Annotated in this window: 23 protein-coding genes and 1 tRNA gene; 21 read left to right on the forward strand and 3 right to left on the reverse strand. The window is 47.9% G+C overall.

Annotation, left to right across the window (positions count from 1 at the left end; all coding sequences use genetic code 11):
- The 5 genes from HMPREF2608_RS11220 to HMPREF2608_RS08845 form a co-directional block, all read left to right on the forward strand.
- On the forward strand, window positions 1-2,032 hold a 2,032-nt coding region (locus tag HMPREF2608_RS11220), incomplete at its 5' end, for a site-specific DNA-methyltransferase (protein WP_283122310.1).
- A 10-nt stretch (window positions 2,033-2,042) separates the two neighbouring features.
- Window positions 2,043-4,676 carry a restriction endonuclease gene (locus HMPREF2608_RS08830; protein ID WP_070826674.1) on the forward strand — a complete coding sequence of 878 codons (2,634 nt, stop codon included), beginning with the start codon at window positions 2,043-2,045 and terminating at the stop codon, window positions 4,674-4,676.
- A gap of 289 nt (window positions 4,677-4,965) precedes the next feature.
- On the forward strand, window positions 4,966-5,202 hold the full coding sequence (gene acpP / locus HMPREF2608_RS08835) for an acyl carrier protein (RefSeq protein WP_003679644.1): 237 nt from the start codon (window positions 4,966-4,968) through the stop codon (window positions 5,200-5,202).
- Window positions 5,203-5,364: 162 nt separating this feature from the next.
- Window positions 5,365-6,612 carry a beta-ketoacyl-ACP synthase II gene (fabF, locus tag HMPREF2608_RS08840; RefSeq protein ID WP_070826684.1) on the forward strand — a complete coding sequence of 416 codons (1,248 nt, stop codon included), beginning with the start codon at window positions 5,365-5,367 and terminating at the stop codon, window positions 6,610-6,612.
- Between the two features lie 181 nt (window positions 6,613-6,793).
- Entirely contained in the window at window positions 6,794-7,486 is a 693-nt protein-coding gene (locus HMPREF2608_RS08845; RefSeq protein ID WP_070826675.1) for a hypothetical protein, read from the forward strand.
- 55 nt (window positions 7,487-7,541) lie between these two features.
- On the opposite strand, the gene HMPREF2608_RS08850 is transcribed toward HMPREF2608_RS08845, so the two are convergent.
- On the reverse strand, window positions 7,542-7,871 hold the full coding sequence (locus HMPREF2608_RS08850) for a rhodanese-like domain-containing protein (protein WP_003679997.1): 330 nt from the start codon (window positions 7,869-7,871) through the stop codon (window positions 7,542-7,544).
- A gap of 50 nt (window positions 7,872-7,921) precedes the next feature.
- Window positions 7,922-8,578 carry a protein-L-isoaspartate O-methyltransferase family protein gene (locus HMPREF2608_RS08855; protein ID WP_070826676.1) on the reverse strand — a complete coding sequence of 219 codons (657 nt, stop codon included), beginning with the start codon at window positions 8,576-8,578 and terminating at the stop codon, window positions 7,922-7,924.
- A 182-nt stretch (window positions 8,579-8,760) separates the two neighbouring features.
- Between HMPREF2608_RS08855 and tpiA the strand changes: the two genes are divergently transcribed.
- From tpiA to HMPREF2608_RS08880, 5 genes are all read left to right on the forward strand, one after another.
- On the forward strand, window positions 8,761-9,534 hold the full coding sequence (gene tpiA, locus HMPREF2608_RS08860; RefSeq protein WP_004519014.1) for a triose-phosphate isomerase: 774 nt from the start codon (window positions 8,761-8,763) through the stop codon (window positions 9,532-9,534).
- 7 nt (window positions 9,535-9,541) lie between these two features.
- The gene (gene secG, locus HMPREF2608_RS08865) at window positions 9,542-9,901 is read left to right on the forward strand and encodes a preprotein translocase subunit SecG (protein WP_004519013.1); all 360 of its coding nucleotides are present in this window, start codon (window positions 9,542-9,544) and stop codon (window positions 9,899-9,901) included.
- Window positions 9,902-9,916: 15 nt separating this feature from the next.
- Window positions 9,917-10,002, forward strand: a tRNA-Leu gene (locus HMPREF2608_RS08870).
- Between the two features lie 90 nt (window positions 10,003-10,092).
- Window positions 10,093-10,650: a UbiX family flavin prenyltransferase gene (locus HMPREF2608_RS08875; protein ID WP_070826677.1), complete on the forward strand. Its 558-nt coding sequence runs from the start codon at window positions 10,093-10,095 to the stop codon at window positions 10,648-10,650.
- Between the two features lie 54 nt (window positions 10,651-10,704).
- Window positions 10,705-11,139 carry a PNPOx family protein gene (locus HMPREF2608_RS08880; RefSeq protein WP_070826678.1) on the forward strand — a complete coding sequence of 145 codons (435 nt, stop codon included), beginning with the start codon at window positions 10,705-10,707 and terminating at the stop codon, window positions 11,137-11,139.
- Window positions 11,140-11,191: 52 nt separating this feature from the next.
- Here the strand turns inward: HMPREF2608_RS08880 and ppk2 are convergent, their stop codons facing one another.
- Complete coding sequence (gene ppk2 / locus HMPREF2608_RS08885) at window positions 11,192-12,121, reverse strand: polyphosphate kinase 2 (RefSeq protein WP_036492084.1); 930 nt, start codon at window positions 12,119-12,121, stop codon at window positions 11,192-11,194.
- A 167-nt stretch (window positions 12,122-12,288) separates the two neighbouring features.
- On the opposite strand from ppk2, the gene HMPREF2608_RS08890 reads away from it, so the two are divergent.
- The 11 genes from HMPREF2608_RS08890 (at window position 12,289) to HMPREF2608_RS08935 (ending at window position 22,239) form a co-directional block, all read left to right on the forward strand.
- Window positions 12,289-14,073: a bifunctional chorismate-binding protein/class IV aminotransferase gene (locus HMPREF2608_RS08890; protein ID WP_070826679.1), complete on the forward strand. Its 1,785-nt coding sequence runs from the start codon at window positions 12,289-12,291 to the stop codon at window positions 14,071-14,073.
- A gap of 101 nt (window positions 14,074-14,174) precedes the next feature.
- Entirely contained in the window at window positions 14,175-15,035 is an 861-nt protein-coding gene (locus HMPREF2608_RS08895; protein WP_070826680.1) for a ParB/RepB/Spo0J family partition protein, read from the forward strand.
- 281 nt (window positions 15,036-15,316) lie between these two features.
- The gene (locus HMPREF2608_RS11230; protein ID WP_084824617.1) at window positions 15,317-15,670 is read left to right on the forward strand and encodes an ATP synthase subunit I; all 354 of its coding nucleotides are present in this window, start codon (window positions 15,317-15,319) and stop codon (window positions 15,668-15,670) included.
- Window positions 15,660-16,526: a F0F1 ATP synthase subunit A gene (gene atpB, locus HMPREF2608_RS08900; protein WP_003748099.1), complete on the forward strand. Its 867-nt coding sequence runs from the start codon at window positions 15,660-15,662 to the stop codon at window positions 16,524-16,526. Before HMPREF2608_RS11230 ends, atpB begins: the two co-directional genes overlap by 11 nt.
- Before the next feature lie 64 nt (window positions 16,527-16,590).
- Entirely contained in the window at window positions 16,591-16,827 is a 237-nt protein-coding gene (gene atpE, locus HMPREF2608_RS08905) for a F0F1 ATP synthase subunit C (protein WP_003748101.1), read from the forward strand.
- Between the two features lie 73 nt (window positions 16,828-16,900).
- Window positions 16,901-17,371 (forward strand): F0F1 ATP synthase subunit B, encoded by a 471-nt coding sequence (locus HMPREF2608_RS08910; protein WP_004464459.1) that lies wholly within the window; start codon window positions 16,901-16,903, stop codon window positions 17,369-17,371.
- A 4-nt stretch (window positions 17,372-17,375) separates the two neighbouring features.
- A complete protein-coding gene (locus HMPREF2608_RS08915) occupies window positions 17,376-17,909 on the forward strand; it encodes a F0F1 ATP synthase subunit delta (RefSeq protein WP_070826681.1) in 534 nt (177 codons plus the stop codon).
- 10 nt (window positions 17,910-17,919) lie between these two features.
- Window positions 17,920-19,467, forward strand: a complete 1,548-nt coding sequence (gene atpA / locus HMPREF2608_RS08920; RefSeq protein ID WP_070646547.1) for a F0F1 ATP synthase subunit alpha — start codon at window positions 17,920-17,922, stop codon at window positions 19,465-19,467.
- A 24-nt stretch (window positions 19,468-19,491) separates the two neighbouring features.
- Window positions 19,492-20,367, forward strand: a complete 876-nt coding sequence (gene atpG / locus HMPREF2608_RS08925; protein ID WP_070826682.1) for a F0F1 ATP synthase subunit gamma — start codon at window positions 19,492-19,494, stop codon at window positions 20,365-20,367.
- 38 nt (window positions 20,368-20,405) lie between these two features.
- On the forward strand, window positions 20,406-21,803 hold the full coding sequence (atpD, locus tag HMPREF2608_RS08930; protein WP_003683789.1) for a F0F1 ATP synthase subunit beta: 1,398 nt from the start codon (window positions 20,406-20,408) through the stop codon (window positions 21,801-21,803).
- Window positions 21,804-21,813: 10 nt separating this feature from the next.
- Window positions 21,814-22,239, forward strand: coding sequence for a F0F1 ATP synthase subunit epsilon (locus tag HMPREF2608_RS08935; protein WP_070826683.1), 426 nt, complete (start codon window positions 21,814-21,816; stop codon window positions 22,237-22,239).
- The last annotated feature ends 458 nt before the right edge of the window (window positions 22,240-22,697 follow it).

Consider the following 22,697-nt stretch of genomic DNA (forward strand, 5'->3'; position numbering starts at 1 on the left):
CGAACCGAACCGAACCGAACCGAACCGAACCGAAATTATACACGATTTAGAAAATAATTTCAAACAAAACAACATATTAAAACTCAAACAAATCTTTCCCGAAGTCTTTTGCGAAGACCAAATCGACTTTGAGAAGCTCAAACTCGTCCTTGGCGCAGAAAACCTTGCCGACGCAGGCGAACGTTATCAACTCGATTGGGCAGGCAAAACCGCCGCCTATCTTAACCTGCAAAGCCCCACTTCCCGCACCCTCGCTCCCTGTAAAGAAGAATCCTCAAATTTTGACGGCACGCAAAACGTGTTTATCGAAGCCGAAAACCTCGAAGCCCTGAAAATCCTGCAAAAATCCTACGCCGGCAGCGTGAAGATGGTTTACATCGACCCGCCCTACAATACCGGCAGCGATTCTTTTATCTATCCCGACAAATTCTCTGAAAGCCGCGATGAATACGCCCGCCGCGTGGGCGATACCGACGACGCGGGCTACCTGAAGCGCGACGGCGTATTCCAAGGGGCGTGGCGCAAAAACGGCAAAGACAGCGGCCATTACCACAGCAACTGGCTCTCCATGATGCTGCCGCGCCTGCATCTGGCGAAAACCCTGCTGCGCGAAGACGGCGTGATTTTCATCAGCATTGACGACAACGAACAGGCACAGTTGAAATTGCTGTGTGATGAAGTGTTTGGGGCGGAGAATTTTGTAGCTTGTATTGTAGTAGAGGGGACTCCAAAAAATGATCCTTATATTGTTTCAACGGCACATGAATACTGCCTTGTGTATACTAAAAATTTTGAAAGTGCTAAAGCTGAGAATTATGGAATAAAAAATCCAATCTATGCGGAATTACTTAAAATATTTGAGAAGAATTTCTCACAAGGGAAAAACATTGTTGAAGAAGAATTGCAAAAATTTTACAAGAAAAATCAACTAGCCGATGACAATATCGCTAATTATAAATTTTGTGATGAACATGGTATTTATCGAATAGGACCGATTGATGACCCACAATCATCAGGGGCTACAGATGTTAGGATAAATCCCAAAACTGGAAACCCTTGCAAAATACCAAGCAGAGGATGGAGCTGTAATATAGAGACATGGGAGGAGTGGAAAAAAGATAACTTAATACATTTTCCAGAAAATGATGATAGTTTACCAGCAAAAAAAACTTATGTAAGTACAGAGCGATTAGATGTTTTGCGTGCCTATTTTAAAATGCAAACGCGCAAAGATAGCGATAATTTGAAACGAATGTTTGAAACAGAAATAACAGTCTTTTCCAATCCTAAACCTTTGGAATTGATCAAATCATTTTTATCCATTTGCCAAGATAACCATTTTACAGTTTTAGATTTTTTTGCAGGTAGTGGAACGCTGGCTCATGCTGTTTATGATTTGAATGCAAAAAATCAGAAAAATATTCGTTGGTTATCGATTCAATTACCTGAAGAATTGGATACGCGACAAGCCACATCAAACAAAGCTAAGAAGATCATCTTAGCAGCAATGGAATTTTTAGAAGAGCATGATTTGCCTAAGAATATTGCCGAAATCGCCAAAGAACGCATCCGCCGCGCGGGCAGGCAGATTTCAGACGGCCTTCAAGACGGAACAGGAATAGATACTGGTTTCAAAGTTTTCAAACTTGCCGAAAGCGGTTTCAAACAATGGCGGCAGCCCGAGCAGGCCGATACGGAAGCCCTGCAACGCGAATTGTCGTTGAATATCGATTCCGTGCTGTCTGAAACGCCGTCTGAAAATCTGCTCTACGAATTGATGCTGCGTATGGGTTTGAAGCTGACCTGCAAGGTTTCGTTTTCAGACGGCGTATATTTCGTGGAAGACGAGGATACGGGCGGGCTGTACGCTTTCCTGCTGGAACGTGTGGATCAAGGTTTGATTGATGCCGTGCTGGCGAAGCATCCCGTCAAGGTAGCGGCATTGGACAGGCTGTTCGAGGGCGACGACGCGCTTAAAAGCAATACTGTATTGCAGATGAAGGACGCGGGCGTGATGTTCGAGTGTGTGTAGGGAGAAAACGATGGAACTGAAATTTGAAGAACTGCCCTATCAGCTTGATGCGGTAAATGCCGTTGCGAACCTTTTTGCAGGGCAACCGAACCATGCCCGGACATTTGATTTGACCAGTCAGGGGACAGGGCGGTTTGTCGGCAACGGCTTGGATTTGGATTGGGAAACGCTAGGCCGGAATTTGAATGCGGTGCAAAAGCAAAACGGACAGCCTGAAACGGAAATCGGCGCACACGGGCTGAATTTTTCCCTGGAAATGGAAACGGGGACGGGCAAAACCTATGTCTATCTGCGCACGATTTACGAATTGAACCGCAGTTATGGCTGGAAGAAATTTGTGATTGTCGTGCCGGGCGTACCGATACGAGAAGGCGTGTTGAAAAGCCTGGAAATTACGAAGGCGCATTTTGACGGGGTGTTTGGCAGGCCCGTGATGCGTTATGCGGAATATTCAAGCGGCCGGCTGTCGGACTTGCGCGCTTTTGCGGTAAACGACCACATCGAGATTTTGGTGATCAACATCCAGTCGTTTGAAAAAGATGGAAACGTTATCAATAAGGTAAACGAAAGCGGGGAAGCGCCGATTAAGTTTATTCAGGAAACGTGTCCTATCGTTATTATCGACGAGCCGCAGAATATGGAAACGGAAGGCCGTCTGAACGCCTTGGCATCGCTCAATCCGCTTTTTACCCTGCGCTATTCGGCAACGCATAAAAAACCGTACCACAAGGTTTACAGCCTAAATCCCGTGCAGGCATACAATTTGAAGCTGGTCAAACAGATTGAAGTTTTACCGGTATTGGCGGAAAACGATGTGAACGGCGCATTTGCGGAGCTGCTGGAAGTGAAACAGGCGGCCAAAGGCAGTCTGAAAGCCGATTTGAACATTCATTATCAGGATAAGAAAGAAACCAAGAAGAAAAAGGTATCCGTCAAATATGGAGACGATTTGTTTGAAAAATCGGGCGGCAACGAAGCCTACCGCCACGGTTTCATCATTGACGGCATGGATTTCGAGAATCAGGAATTGGCGTGCTCAAGCGGTAAAACCATTACGCGCGGCGGAGACGGCGACGCGGTGCGCGATGAAATCATGAAAAACCAAATCCGCGAAACGGTAAGGGAGCATTTGGCGAAGGAGAAACGGCTGAATCCGCTGGGGATTAAGGTGTTGTCGCTGTTTTTCATCGACCGCGTAGAGAATTACCGTGCGGCAGACGGAACAGCAGGCAAGTTTGCCCTTTGGTTTGAAGAAATCTATCGAGAGCTTGCAGGCAACACCGATACGGCGGGCGTACACGACGGCTATTTCTCACAAGACAAGAAAGGTCGTCTGAAAAACACCGATGGCACAACGCAGGCGGACAACGATACCTACCGCCTGATTATGCGCGACAAGGAAACCCTGCTTTCCTTCGGCAGCCCGCTGCGCTTTATCTTTTCCCATTCCGCGCTGAAAGAAGGCTGGGACAACCCCAATGTATTCCAAATCTGCACGCTCAACGAAACCCGCTCGCCGCTGAAAAAGCGGCAGGAAATCGGGCGCGGGCTGCGTATAGCCGTCAATCAGGAAGGACGGCGCGTGCGCGATGAAAAAGTGAACATACTGACTGTAGTGCCGAACGAAAGCTACGAATTATTTGCCGCAAATCTGCAAAAAGAATACGAAGATGAATGCGGTATTAAATTTGCCGCCGAAAACATCAAAAACGGCAACAAGAAGAAAAAACAGCTATTTCGCAAAGATTTTCCGCTTGATCCCGAATTTCAGGCAATTTGGGAGAGGTTGAAATACAAAACGCGCTACCGGGTGCGCTTTGATACGGAAGAATTGATCAAACAGGCTTCGGAAGCAGTGGCAAACCTGCCAGAAATCCAAAAGCCGAGAATCCGCGTCCGCAAGGCACAATTGAAACAATCACAAACCTACGGTATCGAAACAGTCGAAATTGCCAGCCGCAGCCGCGAAATGGACGTTCAATGGGAAATCCCGGACATACTCGGCGAGATCCAAAAAAAGACAGGGCTGACGCGGCGCACGGTGTACGAAATCATCACACAGTCGGGTCGTCTGAAAGATGTAACTGGTAATCCGCAACGCTTTATCGACCTTGCCGCCGAAGCGGTAAACCGCAGTCTGTACGCGTTGATGGCGGCAGGAATCGAGTATGAACAAACCGGCAAAGTGTATGACCAAAAGCTGTTGGAAAATATGGTTCGTGAAGGCATTGAGTTTTATGAGAACAGCTTTACATTTGCAGTAAGTAATCCGCAAAAAACCATTTGCGAAAACTATATCCCATTGGATTCCGGGACGGAAAAAAACTTTGCCGCCGATTGCGAGCATTATGATGCTGACCATGAAGGCGGTGTAGCGTTTTATTTCAAACTACCCGGCTGGTTCAAAATCCCTACCCCACTGGGCAATTACAATCCCGATTGGGCAGTGGTAAAACAGGTTCAGGGCAAAGTGTACTTTGTTGCAGAAACCAAAAATACTGGCAAAGGCATTCAGGCTGGTGTGGATACGGACAAACTACGCCAAAATGAGAGGCTGAAAATCGAATGCGGCAAGCGGCATTTTGCGGCATTGGACGGGCTGGAATATCGTGAGACGGATGATGTGGGCAGTTTGGAAAAATAATTGGAGGAAATATTTGAAATTGCATTAAAGCCGTTTGAGAAGCCGATATTAGGGTTTTCAGACGGCCACGATTCACGATAATCAAACTTAACCCTATGATATCAAACAAAAACAAATTCCCGCTTGTAGGTTAAAATCAGCCTATGCTAATATGCGCAACAACAGGTTTTTACTGAATAATCTGTGCTAAAATGCAGGATTAGATGGAAAACTCTATCCGAATTCGGTACAATACCGACGAATCATTTCCCTTAAACAACCTGCCGCAAGGCGAAAAGGAACGACTGACATGTCAAACATCGAACAACAAGTTAAAAAAATTGTTGCTGAACAACTGGGCGTAAACGAAGCCGAAGTGAAAAACGAATCTTCTTTCCAAGACGATTTGGGTGCTGACTCTCTGGACACCGTAGAACTGGTGATGGCTTTGGAAGAAGCTTTCGGCTGCGAAATCCCTGATGAAGACGCTGAAAAAATCACTACCGTACAATTGGCTATCGACTACATCAACGCCCACCAAGGCTAATCGGTCGCACCAAACATCCAGCCTCTGCTGCGCCATCGCAATAGAGGCTTTTACCTTATTATTAAACCCCTGAAATTTCAGACGGCATGAGTTTTGCCCGTTTTCACGAAGAAAAAGAGCAAGGCTGCCGCGAAAATCCCGACAACCAACAGCGAGATTATCATGAGTCAGAGAAGAGTAGTCATCACAGGTCTTGGCCAAGTATCACCGGTCGGCAACGACGTCGCCACCGCATGGAGCAATCTGCTCGCAGGCAAAAGCGGCATCGGACGGATTACCCGCTTTGACGCATCCGACATCAACAGCCAAATCGCCGGCGAAGTTCGCGATTTCGACATCGGCCAATACATCAGCGCGAAAGAAGCGCGCCGTATGGACGTGTTCATCCACTACGGTATTGCCGCCGCCCTGCAAGCCATCAATGATTCAGGCTTGGACGATTTGGAAACCCTCGACAAAGACCGCGTCGGTGTCAACATTGGCTCCGGTATCGGTGGCCTGCCGAGCATTGAAGCGACCGGCAAAGCCGTTATCGAAGGCGGCGCGCGCAAAATCAATCCTTTCTTTATCCCAGGCTCGCTGATCAACCTGATTTCCGGCCATGTCACCATCCTCAAAGGCTACCGCGGCCCGAGCTACGGCATGGTTTCTGCCTGTACAACCGGCGCACACTCCATCGGCGACTCTGCGCGACTGATTAAATACGGCGACGCAGACGTGATGATTGCCGGCGGTGCAGAAGGCGCGATCAGCACTTTGGGCGTTGGCGGTTTTGCCGCCATGAAGGCACTTTCCACACGCAACGACGACCCTGCTACCGCTTCCCGTCCGTGGGACAAAGGCCGTGACGGTTTCGTTATCGGCGAAGGCGCTGGCGTGCTGGTGTTGGAAGAATTGGAACATGCGAAAAAACGCGGTGCGAAAATTTACGCCGAAATCGTCGGCTTCGGTATGAGCTCCGATGCTTACCACATTACCGCGCCTAACGAAGAAGGTCCTGCATTGGCCGTTACCCGCGCCCTGAAAGATGCCGGTCTGAATCCTGAAGACGTTGATTACGTTAACGCACACGGTACATCGACTCCTTTAGGCGATGCCAACGAAACCAAAGCCCTCAAACGCGCTTTGGGCGGTCATGCGCGCAAGGTCATCGTTAACTCCACCAAATCCATAACCGGCCACTTGCTTGGCGCGGCCGGCGGTGTGGAAGCGTTGTACAGCGTGTTGGCGGTATACGAGCAAAAATCTCCACCGACTATCAATATCTTTGAACAAGACGTTGAAGCCGGTTGCGATTTGGACTACTGCGCCAACGAAGCACGCGATGCGAAAATCGACGTTGCCATCTCCAATTCCTTCGGCTTTGGCGGTACCAACGGCACATTGGTATTCAAACGCTTTACAGGCTGATAGAAGGTTTTAAGTAGATTGAAAAGGCCGTCTGAAACTGGATTTCAGACGGCCTTTTTTATTTTAAAATCCAAATATTCTTGATAATCTGTATCATTTGTATAAAAATATCGATTCCTATCAATATCGCCCGGATTTTATCGGGTAATCAACCCAATTACATTTTTATCAGGAGTCTGCAATGAAAACTATCCGTATTCTAGCATTGGCCGCTGCACTGGCCGCCGTGCCTGCATTTGCGTCTGATTTCGGCCATGAACAGGCATTGACCATAGACGGCGAGCCTGCCCATTTGGTAGAAACTTCAGCCCGTATTTTGGCAAATGAAACCCTGACTGCGCCGCAACTGGTCGAAGACATTACTGATGGATTCGGTTCGAAAAAAATTCCAGGTTATAAATTGATGATTATGGGCCGTACTTATTCGGTGGCGGCAGAAACCAAACCGCCGAAAGAGGGCCAAACTCAGTGGCGGGACAATACGTTCATTCATCGCGGCGTAAAACTGTTTGTTGGTATTCCGGTTAAAAACGGCAAGATGGATTTGGCAGCTGCCCGATTGATTAATATCGGCGTGGTTGACGATAACGGTGGTGCTGCGCCTCATGATGAGGGTGAAAAAATCCGTCCGGTCGGCAAACAGCTGATGTCTCCCGATACCAAAGTGGAAAATGTGAAACTCAATATTGCCAAACTGACGTTGCCAAATATGAAATTGGGCGAAACCAGTGGCGGTGGCGTGAAATTGGAAGCATCGGCAACATTGGACGGTAAGCCGATACAGACTAAAATCGACAGCACTTTCTCCCGCTTCTATTCCGCCAAACCGGCTGCTACACGGCCGTTTATGGCAGATGCACGGTTTGTGAAATAATTGCAAAGGCCGTCTGAAATCCAGTTTCAGACGGCCTTTTATTGATAAAACCGATTCAATACCGCATCATTTTGCTGTCCACCTGCATTGCCCAAGCATCAATACCGCCTTGCAGGTTGTAAAGGTTTTCAAATCCGGCGTCTTCTAGATACATTGCCGTGTGCAGGCTGCGGATGCCGTGGTGGCAGTAAACGACAATGGGCAAATCGTCGTCGGGCAGCTCGTTTTGACGCAGGGGGATGAGGTTCATCGGAATATGAATGGCAGCGGGCAGGGTGCAGATGGCGCGTTCTTCATCAGTGCGGACGTCGAGCAGGTGAAATGCGCGGCCTTCGTCCTGCCATTGTTTCAATTCGGTGGGTGAGAGTTGGATGATGTCGGTCATAGGGTTGGGTAAAAGCATGAGGCCGTCTGAATTTTCAGACGGCCTGTTGTTTAAAAATCGAAATCGCCAAACGGATTGGCCGATTTGTCTTCCAAGTGTGCTACGACGGTGTCGAACAATACCTTTTCGGAAAACTCGTTGCCGTTACGCGTCAGCAAAAGCGCGCGTTGTACCAGTTTGCGACCGACAATGACCACCATGCGGCCGCCGTCTTTCAATTGCTCTTTTAAGATTTCAGGCACGCTGTCTACTGCGCCGCCCACATAAATCGCATCAAAAGGCGCGCCTTGCGATGCTTCGGTCAGGCCGTTGTTTTGCACATAATCGACGTTAGCAAAGCCCAATTCGTCCAAAACTTTTTTGGCGCGTTGCTGCTGCTCGGCATCGATGTCGTCGGTGACGACTTTGCCGGCTAATTTGGACAGCAGGGCGGTTGCATAGCCTGAGCCTGTACCGATTTCTAAGACGGTTTCGTCTTTTTTCAGTTTCAAACCTTGAGCTAGGCGGGCAACGACTTTGGGTTCCAACATCTTATGGCCGTTGGCCAGCGGCAGCTCCATATCCGCATAGGCCAAGCCTTGAAAAGCCTCGCCGACGAAATGTTCGCGCCCGATCTCCTCCAAAGCATCCAAAATGTCGAAATCCAAGACATCCCACGGACGAATCTGCTGTTCAACCATATTGAAACGCGCTTTTTCAAAGTCCATATTTGTGCTCCGTTCAATTCTTAATTTTATCGAAACATACATTATAAATCCTTGTCGGAGAGTGTGCCATCTTTCAGACGGCCTCAAGGCTTGTTAATAATTGCCAAGCGCACATATATCCACTAAACTTTCACATTACACCACGCTACAACAAGCAACAACCAACACACGGAGCAATAAAGATGTATCACCAAATCGGAATGTGGGACCAAAAATGGGTTATCGGCAACTGGAAAATGAACGGCCGACTCCAAAACAACAATGCGCTTATGCACCGCTTCCGTGTCATGCCAACCGCAGAACGCGTGTTAATCGGCTTGGCCGCTCCGACCGTTTATCTGTTGCAACTGCACAACGCCATGCAGATTGTTTTGAACAACCGTATCTTGACCTGTGCGCAAGACGTGAGCCGTTTCCCGAATAACGGCGCGTACACCGGCGAAGTGTCCGCCGAAATGCTTGCCGACATCGGTACAGACATCGTCCTCATCGGCCACTCCGAGCGCAGCCTTTATTTCGGCGAGAAAAACGAAATCCAACGCCGCAAAATGGAAAACGTCCTCAACGTCGGCCTGATTCCATTGTTGTGCGTCGGAGAAAGCTTGGAAGAACGCGAAGCCGGTAAAGAACACGAAGTCATTGCCCACCAGCTTTCCATCCTGCAAGGTTTAAACACCAAAAACATCGCCGTTGCCTACGAGCCGGTTTGGGCGATCGGTACAGGCAAAGTCGCCACCGTCGAACAAATCGCCGACATGCACGCATTTATCTACAAAGAAATCTTGTCTTTGTGCGGAAGCGATGTTAAAATCCGCGTTCTTTACGGCGGAAGTGTGAAAGCGGATAACGCAGCCGACATCTTCGCAGTACCTCATGTAGACGGCGCATTGGTTGGTGGCGCGTCATTATCATATGACTCCTTTACCGCCATCATCAACGCAGCACAAGCCTCGTAGAAAACATATGGAAGCCTTTAAAACCCTTATCTGGATTATTAATATTATTTCCGCTCTATTCGTAATCGTGTTAGTATTGCTGCAACACGGTAAAGGTGCGGATGCCGGAGCAACATTCGGTTCCGGCAGCGGTAGCGCGCAAGGCGTATTCGGTTCTGCCGGTAATGCCAATTTTCTCAGCCGCTCGACTGCCGTTGCTGCAACATTTTTCTTTGCGACTTGCATGGCAATGGTGTATATTCACACCCACTCCAGTAAGCATGGTTTAGACTTCAGCGATGTGAAGCAGACCCAGCAAGCTCCTAAGCCTGCAACGCCTGCACAAAACAATACAACTCCTGTTGCACCGAATCCTCAGCAGCAGTAAGACAATTTAATTTATGCCGACATGGTGGAATTGGTAGACACGCTATCTTGAGGGGGTAGTGGCCGTAGGCTGTGCGAGTTCAAATCTCGCTGTCGGCACCACATTAGAAAATCTAACCGCTTTTTAGCGGTTATTTTTTCGTCTTGAGAATCTGCCTTTCATTTATTTTTAGGCCGAGACAGGGAAATACAATGAAGCGTTTGGTTGTCGGCATCAGCGGTGCCAGCGGTTTTCAGTATGGCGTGAAGGCTTTGCAGCTTTTGCGTGAGCATCAGGTAGAAACGCATTTGGTGGTTTCGCAAGGGGCGGAAATGACCCGCGCTTTGGAAACGGATTACACTAAAGAAGACGTTTATGCTTTGGCAGATGTCGTGCATTCCGTCCGTAATGTCGGGGCAAGTATTGCCAGCGGATCGTTTTTGACGGATGGAATGTTGATTGCGCCGTGTTCAATGAAAACTTTGGCTTCGGTTGCTCATGGATTTGCCGATAATTTGCTCAGCCGTGCGGCGGATGTAACGTTGAAAGAGCGGCGCAAGCTGGTGTTGATGGTGCGTGAAGCGCCGTTAAACTTGGCGCACATTGAAAATATGCGCCGTGTGACAGAGATGGGCGGTATCGTGTTTCCTCCCGTTCCGGCTCTGTATCAGAAGCCCGAATCCATCGAAGATATGATTACACACAGCGTGTCTCATGCTTTGGACTTGTTCGGTATTTTTCAAACCGATGCGCCGCGCTGGCAGGGCTGATGTTTCAGACGGCCTGAAAATAAATTTAATACACTGAGAAAGAGGATAAAAATCATGCAAGCGATTCCTACCAATATCGTTAAATTTTTGAGCAATCATCATGTCGTCAGTATTGCCGCTGCGGCAGACGGCGAAGTTTGGGCGGCTTGTTGTTTTTATGTGTTTGATGAAGCCAATGCCCGCCTGATTGTGCTGACTTCTTTGAAAACAAAGCATGGCGGACTGATGAGCCGTTCTGCCAAAGTAGCCGGCACCATTGCCGGACAGCCTGACAGTATCACGAAAATCAGCGGTGTTCAGTTTGCGGCGACTGCCGCTTTGATTGAAGATGAAGCGGATTTGAAAGCGGCGCAGTCTTTATTTTACAAAGCGCATCCTGCTGCTCGAGTGATGAAAAGTGATGTCTGGGTGTTGAATTTGGATAATGTAAAATTCACTGACAATAAATTGGTATTCGCACAAAAAACGTATTGGAATCGTGAGGATTAAGAAAAGGCCGTCTGAAAGATGAAATTTCAGACGGCCTTTGATGCTTTAAGAATTAATCGTGTCCGATGTCTACGGTTTTTTCTTTGTAACGCGTGTCGGGAATCAAGACAATTTTATCGTCCACTTTGCCGATGGCTTTCACGTCTTTGCCCGGATAGTCCAGTTGATGCAGGAAGTAGCGGATACAGTTCAAACGTGCACGTTTTTTGTCGTCGGAACGGATGATGACCCAAGGCGCGTCGCCGGTGTGGGTGTGGAAGAACATAGCGTTTTTGGCTTCGGTGTAGTCGTCCCAGCGGTCGAGTGACTGGATATCCACAGGGGACAGTTTCCAGTGTTTCAGTGGGTCGTCACGACGGGAGATGAAGCGACGGAGTTGTTCTTCGCGGGATACGGAGAACCAGAATTTGAACAGATGGATGCCGCTGGCAACAAGCATACGTTCCAATTCAGGGGTTTGACGCATAAAGAGCAGGTATTCGTTGGGTTCGCAGAAGCCCATTACGCGTTCTACGCCTGCACGGTTGTACCATGAGCGGTCGAAGAATACCATTTCGCCTGCGGTCGGCAGGTTTTGGATGTAGCGTTGGAAATACCATTGGCCGCGTTCGGTAGTAGTCGGTTTTTCCAGTGCGACAACGCGTGCGCCGCGCGGATTCAAATGTTCCATAAAGCGTTTGATGGTACCGCCTTTACCGGCTGCGTCGCGGCCTTCAAACAGGCTGACGATACGCTGACCGGAATCTTTAACCCAGCTTTGTACTTTCAACAATTCGATTTGCAGCTTCTGTTTTTCTTTTTCGTAAACAGAGCGACGCATACGTTGTTTGTACGGGTAGTTGGCAGGAAGCGGTGCGCTGCTGGAATCTTCGTCAGTGCCGCGTCCTTCGTGTTCCAAAACAGCCTTTTCGAATACTTGCAGCTGGTCTTGTTTCTCGCCCAGTTCAACATTCTCGAACGGTTCTAATTGGTGGTCTGCCATAAAGTCTCCTTATCGATTAAGTTTTAAATGATATGGTGTGGTATGACTTGATTTTACCTCTTTATGCTGTGTTAGCCTACATAAAATTACACATAAGCGATTTTTTCCGACTTGTTTGATAATTTTTGTAAAACCAGCGTATAATCAGCCTATTTGTATCATACATCATGCCTTATTTCGCCCTGTTCGACGATGCCGTGAGCGGCCGAGCAAAACTCTATCAAAATCATGTAGAAAGCCATCGGTTTTATCATAACGAACTGGATTCGTTAACAAGTATTTTGCAAGCCGGCTGGAAAAAGGGTTTGCATGCAGTGTTGTTTGTAGACTACGAATTTGGGTTGCCGCTGATGGATATTCCATCTGGCCGCAGTGGCAGTCTGCGTTTGCACTGGTTTGCCGATTATTCCGAAATCGATGCCGAAAACTGGCTGGCCAATCATTCAGACGGCCTTGAGGCAGGTATTTCTACTCCCCGATTCTCCGTATCCGAAGCCGATTATCTCGAGCATATCCGTCAAATCCACGAAGCCATCCGCCGCGGCGATACCTATCAAATCAATTACACCGCACGCCTGCACCTGCAAACTTACGGCAATCCGATCCAGCTTTACCGCCGCTTGCGCCAGCCTGTGCCGTATGCCGTTTTGTCTTGTCTGCCCGACGGGGTAGGGCAGGAGGCGTGGACTTTGTGTTTTTCTCCCGAACTTTTCCTCAAAATCGATTTAGACGGCCTGATTACAACCGAGCCGATGAAGGGCACTGCGCCGATTCTTCACGATGGGCAAGATGAACGCCGTGCCGTTGAATTGCAAAACGACCCGAAAAACCGCGCCGAAAATGTGATGATTGTCGACTTGTTGCGCAATGACCTCGGCAAAATCGCGCAGACAGGCAAAGTACGCGTGCCTGAACCGTTTAAAGTTTCCCGTTTCGGCAGGGTTTGGCAGATGACCAGTGCCATCGAAGCGCAGGCGCTGGCTGATGTTTCGGTTGCCGATATTATCCGCGCAGCCTTCCCGTGCGGCAGTATCACCGGCGCACCCAAACGCATGAGTATGCAGATTATTGAGTCCCTTGAATTTGAGCCGCGCGGTTTGTACACAGGCAGCATTGGCTTTTTGCATCCGTGTGATACGGGTTTGGGGTTTGAAGGTGTGTTCAATGTCGTGATCCGTACTTTATCTCTGAAGCCGGTTTCAGACGGCCTTTATCAAGGTGTTTATGGTGTAGGTTCGGGGATTGTGATTGATAGCGATCCGGAGGCCGAATATCGCGAGTGCGGTTGGAAGGCGCGTTTTCTCAATGACTTACGGCCTGATTTCGGTATTTTTGAAACCATGCGTGTGGAAGATAGACAGTGCCGTTTGCTTGATTTGCATTTAGGCCGTCTGAATAGCTCGGCACAAGCGCTCAACCTGCCTTGGCCTCAAAATGCGGCAGAACAAATTCAACACTATATAGATGCGTTGCCAAGCGGGTTATTTAGAGTCAAAGCCGCTTTGTTTTCAGACGGCCTTGTATTGAGCCATGCGGCTGTTTCGGAATTGGGTGAACAACAATACGTCATCTTGAGTGGGCACACATTAAACCAATGCGATTATCTGCGCCGCTTCAAAACCACGCGCCGTGAAATGTTTGACCAAGCGTGGAAAACGGCAGAAGGGCAGGGCGCATTTGACAGCTTGTTTTTCAATTCAGACGGCCTGTTGTTAGAGGGTGGAAGAAGCAATGTATTCGTCAAATGTCAGGGACAATGGCTTACGCCGTCTTTGGATTTGGATATTTTGAACGGGGTAATGCGCCAAGCGGTATTGAAGCAGCCTCAGCTATATTTAGGTGCGGATACAATCAAGGAAACCCACATCACGCGCGCGATGTTGGAAAATGCGGAAGAAATCCGTTTGAGCAACGCTTTAAGGGGCGTGTTTGCGGTTTCGCTCCGTAAATAAATGGCAAGGGTCAAATCATCGTGATTCAAATTGTCGTAAAGCGGCAATATCCGATAGAATACGTCATTTCAACAATGAGGCCGTCTGAAAGGGAAAACAATATGGCAAAAGCAAAAGGTGGATTGGGGCGCGGTTTGGATTCGCTGATTTCCAATGCAGTGGACAGCAGCAGTAGCGACCGCCTGACAACGGTTGCCATCGCCGATATTCAGCCCGGCCGTTATCAGGCGCGCGTGCAAATGGATGACGAAGCCTTGCAGGAACTGGCTGACTCCATTAAAGCGCAAGGCATTATCCAGCCGGTTATCGTACGCGAACGTGGTCTGTCCCAATATGAATTGATTGCCGGCGAACGCCGTTGGCGCGCTTCCCAGTTGGCCGGTTTGACCGAAATTCCCGTCGTCATCAAAACCATCAGCGATGAAACTGCATTGGCCATGGGTTTGATTGAAAACCTGCAACGTGAAAACCTCAATCCGATTGAAGAAGCGCAAGGTTTGAAACGCCTCGCCGACGAATTCGGCCTGACCCACGAAACCATCGCAAAAGCCGTCGGTAAAAGCCGTAGCGCCATCTCCAACAGCCTTCGCCTGTTGAGTCTGCCTGAGCCGGTTCAGGAAATGCTTTATCAACGCCGTCTAGAAATGGGTCATGCCCGTGCGTTGTTGACCTTGCATGTGGTTGACCAACTGGAGTTGGCTCAAAAAGCTGTCAAAAACGGTTGGTCGGTGCGTGAGGTAGAGCGCCGCAGCCAGTTGGCACATCAAAAAGCCAAGCCCGAAGCAGCCAAAACCATCAGCCCGGATATCCGCCGCATCAATGATGCATTGACCGAGCATTTGGGCGTTAATGCCGAAGTCAAAACCAGCAATCAGAAAAAAGGCAAAATCGTGCTGCATTTTGATACGCCGGAAACATTCGAATATTTGATGAAGCAGTTAGGCATCAATCAAGCGTTCTAACAGCTTTATAAACAGAACAGGCCGTCTGAAAAAAAGCTTTTCAGACGGCCTCAATTTTTGAAAAAGCGTAGAGCGTATAAATGTTTACAATACAAATCAAAATCTTCTGTAAAATCTATGTAACAACATGTAATTTGTGTTAAACTCCGTTCCAGCAAAGATTTGTTTTATATGTGTTAATCATTTATTTGTGAAAGGTTCACAAAGATTAACATATTGCTTGACGTTAACAAACTTCTTGATTATATTAGCCTGCCTTGCTTTTTGGGGTACAAAGTACAATGAATCAGATAGTCCCATTGCAAGTGATTGTATTATTAATAATTTCAGTTGTTTGTGCATTATTCTCCGGATTGCCCGGCTTCCTCTCTGCTTTGGCGGGAGGATTTTCGTACATTTTGCCTACCCTAGTTGCAGTTTTACTTTTAAAGTTTTCCCGACGAAATCCCGATCTGCAAAGTTCGATGTTTATCGGCGGAGAGGTTTTAAAAGTAGTGCTGTCGCTGGTATCTATATTGGTCGTTTTTGCAATATGGCATCGATCACTGGTATGTTACCCATTTTTATTGGCGTTTCTTGGCGTCAGTCATTTGGTTTTTTTAGTATTGTTGAGAGTGAAACACTATGGCAGGTGAAACTATGACCGCTGCCGACTACATCAAGCACCACTTGCAAAGCTTGACCAGTATGTCGGATGTTACTCAGGGTCAAGGACTGAAAAACATTGCTGATTTTTCGTTCATTAACCTTGATGCAATCTTTTTTGCCGTTCTGTTGGGCGTAATCGGCAGCTTCCTTTTGTGGCGCGGTGCCAAAAAAGCGACGGCCGGTGTTCCCGGTCGTTTCCAAGCGGCTGTTGAAATTCTGTTCGAATTCGTGGATGACATGTGTAAAAGCATTATCCATAACGAACAATCGCGTAAAGCCGTTGCCCCGTTGGGTCTGACCTTATTTGTCTGGATTCTCTTGATGAATGCCATGGATATGCTGCCGGTTGATTTGCTGCCGATGGCATGGCAAGGCATTACCGGTAATCATCATGCTCTGTTGCGCGTCGTGCCGACAGCTGACTTGAATACGACTTTGGCTCTGGCGATTGGCGTATTGCTGATCTGTATTTACTACAATGTCAAAATAAAAGGCCTTGGCGGTTGGATTCACGAGTTGTTCTGCGCACCTTTCGGTCCGTGGCTTGCTCCAGCCAACTTCCTGCTGAACTTGGTAGAGTTTTTGTCCAAAACCGTATCCCACGGTATGCGGTTGTTTGGTAATATGTATGCCGGCGAGCTGGTGTTCCTGTTGATCGCTCTGTTGGGCGGTGCATGGGCGTCAACCGGTAGTGTTGAAACTTTGGATCCGATTTTATTTGTGTTCCACCTGATTGCCGGTTTGGCTTGGGCGATTTTCCACATTTTGGTCATCACCTTGCAGGCATTTATTTTCATGGCGTTGGCGTTCGTATATATCGGACAGGCGCATGATGCACACTAATCAAGTAGTTTTTTTGTAGTTTGTTTTTTGTAGTTTAACCTTTACTATTTTAAGGAGTTTAAAAATGGGTTTGATTGCTATCGCATGTGGTTTGATCGTTGCCTTGGGCGCATTGGGTGCCTCTATCGGTATCGCAATGGTTGGTTCTAAATACTTGGAATCTTCTGCTCGCCAACCTGAGCTGATCGGTCCTCTGCAAACCAAACTGTTCTTGATCGCTGGTCTGATCGACGCGGCTTTCTTGATCGGTGTGGCTATTGCCCTGTTGTTCGCCTTCGTTAACCCGTTTGGTGGTGCGTAATCAAGACGGAGCGATCCGTTCAGATACAGGCTTGCCGTCTGTTTGATTAACCCAGATACGAAGGTTAAGTAACGTGAATATTAATGCAACCTTATTTGCGCAAATCCTAGTTTTCTTTGGCTTGGTTTGGTTTACGATGAAATTCGTATGGCCTCCGATTGCCAAAGCATTGGATGAGCGTGCCGCAAAAATCGCCGAGGGCTTGGCTGCTGCCGAGCGCGGTAAGAGCGATTTTGAGCAGGCAGAGAAAAAAGTTGCAGAACTTATGGCCGAAGGGCGTAATCAGGTAACCGAAATGGTTGCCAACGCCGAAAAACGTGCTGCAAAAATTGTAGAAGAAGCCAAAGAGCAAGCTTCTCATGAAGCAGCACGCATTGCAGCCCAAGCAAAAGCTGATGTAGAGCAAGAAGTTAACCGTGCGCGCGAAGTGTTGCGCGAACAGGTTGCTACACTGGCTGTTAAAGGTGCGGAATCTATCTTGCGTAAAGAAGTTGATGCTTCCAAACATGCAGATTTGCTCAGTACCTTAAAACAGGAGCTGTAATCTTATGGCAGAGTTCGCAACGATTGCCAGACCTTATGCGAAAGCATTATTTAGTCTGGCTCAGGAAAAAAACCAAATCGAGTCTTGGTTGGGCGAACTGAAAGAACTCGCAGCGGTTGTTCAAGATGAGAAAGTCATTGCGCTCATCGAGCAACCGGAAACAGGAGCTTCCGAAAAAGCAGAAACGCTCAAAGGTCTTGTCGGTATCAAAAATGTCGAATTGGCAAATTTCATTACCGTTTTGGCCGAGCAAAAGCGTTTGCTAGTATTGCCGGAAATTTATGCCCAATATCAAGATTTGACCTTGATACACAACAGTACGAAATCGGCAGTAATTTACAGCGCGTATGAGCTCAGTTCTCAGCAGCTGGCCGATGTTACCGATATCCTGACAAAACGCTTCAACAGCAAATTGGATGTGGTAGCTAAAGTTGCCCCTGAATTAATCGGCGGCATCAAAGTAGAAGTGGGTGATCAGGTCTTGGATTTGTCCGTACAAGGCAAACTGAATGCTTTGTATGCGACTATGACAAATTAGGAGAGTTTTCATGCAGCTTAATCCTGCTGAAATTAGCGATTTGATTAAAGCCAAAATCGAAAATCTGTCCGTCAATGCAGAAGTACGTACCCGTGGTACCGTTGTTTCTGTTACAGACGGCATTGTGCGCATTCATGGCTTGTCAGACGCGATGCAAGGTGAGATGCTCGAATTCCCCGGTAACACTTTCGGTCTAGCCATGAACTTGGAGCGTGACTCCGTCGGTGCCGTAGTGTTGGGTGAGTACGAACACATTAAAGAAGGCGATACAGTTACCTGTACCGGCCGTATTTTGGAAGTGCCGATCGGTCGTGAACTGGTTGGCCGCGTGGTTGATGCATTGGGTCGTCCTATCGATGGTAAAGGTCCAATCAACACAACATTGACTGCTCCAATCGAAAAAATTGCACCAGGTGTGATTGCGCGTAAATCGGTTGACCAACCAATGCAAACCGGCCTGAAAGCCATTGACTCTATGGTTCCGGTTGGTCGTGGCCAACGTGAGTTGATCATTGGTGACCGTCAAACTGGTAAAACTGCCGTAGCACTGGATGCCATCGTTAACCAAAAAGGTACAGGCGTTATCTGTATTTATGTGGCTATCGGTCAAAAAGCATCTTCTATTGCCAACGTAGTACGCAAATTGGAAGAGCATGGCGCGATGGAACATACTATCGTGGTTGCTGCAACTGCTTCTGAAGCCGCTGCGCTGCAATACATCGCTCCTTACTCCGGTTGTACCATGGGTGAATTCTTCCGTGACCGTGGTGAAGATGCACTGATCGTATACGATGACTTGTCTAAACAAGCCGTTGCATACCGTCAAATTTCCCTGCTGTTGCGCCGTCCTCCTGGCCGTGAAGCATATCCTGGCGACGTATTCTATCTGCACTCCCGTCTGTTGGAACGTGCAGCCCGCGTCAGCGAAAACGAAGTTGAAAAACTGACTAATGGCGAAGTAAAAGGCAAAACCGGTTCTCTGACTGCGTTGCCAATTATTGAAACCCAAGCCGGTGACGTATCAGCATTCGTACCAACCAACGTAATCTCGATTACAGACGGCCAAATCTTCTTGGAAACCGACTTGTTCAACGCCGGTATCCGTCCTGCAATCAATGCCGGTATTTCCGTATCGCGCGTAGGTGGTGCAGCACAAACCAAAGTTATCAAAAAACTGGGTGGCGGTATCCGTTTGGCGTTGGCACAGTACCGTGAATTAGCAGCGTTCTCGCAATTTGCTTCCGATTTGGACGAAGCAACACGCAAACAGCTGCAACACGGTGAAGTGGTTACTGAATTGATGAAACAAAAACAATTCAGCACATTGAACACTGCCGAAATGGCATTGACTTTGTGGGCGATCAACAACGGTTCTTACGCAGATGTTCCGGTATCCAAAGCCTTGGCTTTCGAAGCAGAATTCTTGAGTTTCGTACGTACGCAACATCCTGACGTTCTGGAAGCGATTAATGCATCAGGCGCAATGTCTGACGAAAGCGAAAAAGCATTGACCGAAGCCATGAAATCTTTCAAATCTTCTTACGCTTACCAAGCATAAGTATTGAGATGAAAGGAGTCTGAAATGGCAGTCGGAAAAGAGATTCTCACCAAAATCCGTAGTGTTCAAAATACCCAAAAGATCACTAAAGCGATGCAAATGGTGTCGACCTCTAAAATGCGGAAGACTCAAGACCGGATGCGCTTAGCGCGTCCGTACGCCGAAAAAGTGCGTACAGTGATGAGCCATCTTGCACAGACTAATGCCGATCATGGTATCAAATTGTTGGAGCCGCACCGTGAAGTGCGTCGTGTCGGCTTCATTTTGATTACCTCGGATAAAGGTTTGTGCGGTGGCTTGAACGCAAACGTACTGAAAAAGTTTTTGGCGCAAGTTCAAGAGTATCAGGAACAAGGCATCGAAGTCGAAGTCGTGTGCCTGGGTAGTAAAGGTTTGGCTGCATGCCAAAGCATCGGTTTGAATGTTATTGCCAGCGCAACCAATTTGGGTGATACCCCAAAAATGGAATTGCTGCTCGGCCCTCTGACCGAAATCTTCCAACGTTATGAGAAGCATGAATTAGACCGTATCCATATGGTTTACTCACGTTTCGTCAATACAATGCGCCAAGAGCCGCGTATGGAAGTTTTGCTGCCTATCGGTGAAAACGTTATTGACGATGGAACAGGTCATTCTTCATTTACTTGGGAATACCTCTACGAGCCGAGTCCTATCGCCGTATTGGAATATTTGGTTCGCCGCTATTTAGAGTCTGTGGTTTATCAGGCATTGAGCGACAACATGGCATCTGAACAAGCCGCGCGTATGGTAGCGATGAAAGCTGCAACCGACAACGCAGGCAATGCCATTAAAGAATTACGCTTGGTGTACAACAAATCGCGTCAAGCCGCGATTACCACAGAATTGTCAGAAATTGTAGCAGGTGCAGCGGCAGTTTAATGCCGTCTGAAGCCTGAACAGGAAATTAGGATACGATAATGAGCCAAGGCAAAATCGTACAAGTTATTGGTGCGGTGGTTGACGTGGAATTTCCACGCGACGCTATCCCGCATGTTTACGATGCCCTGAAATTGGACGAGAACGGTCTGACTCTGGAAGTTCAACAGCTTCTGGGTGACGGCGTTGTCCGTACTATTGCAATGGGTAGTTCAGACGGCCTGAAACGCGGCATGTCTGTAAGCAATACTGGTGCGCCAATCACTGTGCCGGTAGGTAAAGGTACATTGGGTCGTATTGTCGACGTATTGGGTACGCCTGTTGATGAAGCAGGTCCGATCGATACCGACAAGAGCCGTGCCATTCACCAAACTGCTCCAAAATTCGACGAGTTGTCTTCAACTACCGAATTACTGGAAACCGGTATTAAAGTGATCGACTTGCTGTGTCCGTTTGCTAAGGGCGGTAAAGTAGGTCTGTTCGGTGGTGCCGGTGTGGGCAAGACCGTGAACATGATGGAATTGATCAACAACATCGCCAAAGCGCACAGCGGTCTGTCCGTGTTCGCAGGTGTGGGTGAACGTACCCGTGAAGGTAACGACTTCTACCACGAGATGAAAGATTCCAACGTATTGGATAAAGTAGCCATGGTGTATGGCCAAATGAACGAACCTCCGGGCAACCGTCTGCGCGTTGCTTTGACCGGTTTGACTATGGCTGAATACTTCCGTGACGAAAAAGACGAAAACGGTAAAGGTCGCGACGTATTGTTCTTCGTTGACAACATCTACCGTTACACTCTGGCCGGTACCGAAGTATCTGCACTGTTGGGCCGTATGCCTTCTGCAGTGGGTTACCAACCGACATTGGCTGAAGAAATGGGTCGTTTGCAAGAGCGTATTACCTCTACCCAAACCGGTTCCATTACTTCCATCCAAGCCGTATATGTACCTGCGGATGACTTGACTGACCCGTCTCCAGCGACAACTTTCGCCCACTTGGACGCGACCGTCGTATTGAGCCGTGACATTGCATCTTTGGGTATTTACCCGGCAGTTGACCCGCTTGATTCTACTTCACGCCAATTGGATCCGATGGTATTGGGTCAAGAGCACTACGACGTAGCGCGCGGTGTACAGTCTACTTTGCAAAAATACAAAGAATTGCGCGACATTATCGCCATTCTGGGTATGGACGAATTGTCTGACGAAGACAAACTGACTGTGATGCGTGCCCGTAAAATCCAACGCTTCCTGTCTCAACCGTTCCACGTTGCCGAAGTATTTACCGGTTCTCCAGGCAAATACGTTTCATTGCGTGACACCATCGCCGGCTTTAAAGCCATCTTGAACGGCGAATACGACCATCTGCCTGAACAAGCGTTCTACATGGTAGGCGGTATCGAAGAAGCGGCTGAGAAAGCGAAAACCTTAAACTAAGGAGGCCGGCATGAGCACCATGCAAGTTGAAGTGGTTAGTAGCGAGCAAAACATCTATTCGGGCGAGGCCAGCTTTGTGGTGGTTCCGACCGTTCAAGGTGAGCTTGGTATTTATCCACGACACGAGCCGATTATGAGTTTGGTACGCCCCGGAGCATTGCGTTTGACTGTTCCGGGTGAAGCTGAAGAAGTGCTGGTTGCCGTTTCCGGTGGCGTTTTAGAAGTACAGCCTGATAAGATTACCGTATTGGCAGACGTTGCCGTTCGCAGTACAGAAATGGATCAGGCGCGTGCTGAAGCAGCTAAAAAAGCAGCCGAAACAGGTGTTAATGAAGCTAGAGACGAAAAATCTTTGGCCGAAGCGCACAAAGCATTGGCAGCAGCCATTGCCCAGCTGAAAACTTTGGATTACCTTCGTTCGCAAAAAAACAAGTAATGTGGGTTCATCAAGAAAAAGCACAACGAAATGTTGTGCTTTTTTATTTTCTTGAAGATAAGCGGCTTGATATTGAAATGTCGACAGACGAGTAGATGGCAAACTTGAAATCGAAACGCTAGAACCGGCTTTTATGACTAAATTGTTGGCGGATCATTATTGAAGCAGTTAGCCTTGTGATTCACATTTAAAATAGCCCCCCCAATCTTTTTATCCTCAAAAAATAGATTGGATGATTCCTAATTTATTGCTACTGCAACAGATCTGAATTGATCAGTATTGAAAATATTAGAATTTGCGGAAGCTCTTGTATAAACAGGCCGTCTGAAAAGTTTTAGACGGCCTGAGACCTTTGCAAAATTCCTCCCCCCCAACAACTGAAACCTAAACACAGGTTGAGACCTTTGCCTTTTCCCTTACCCAATGAGACCTTTGCAAAAAAGCCCTTCCTTCGACAG

This window comes from Neisseria sp. HMSC064D07 (assembly GCF_001837185.1).
GTDB classification, from domain to species: Bacteria; Pseudomonadota; Gammaproteobacteria; order Burkholderiales; family Neisseriaceae; genus Neisseria; species Neisseria flavescens_C.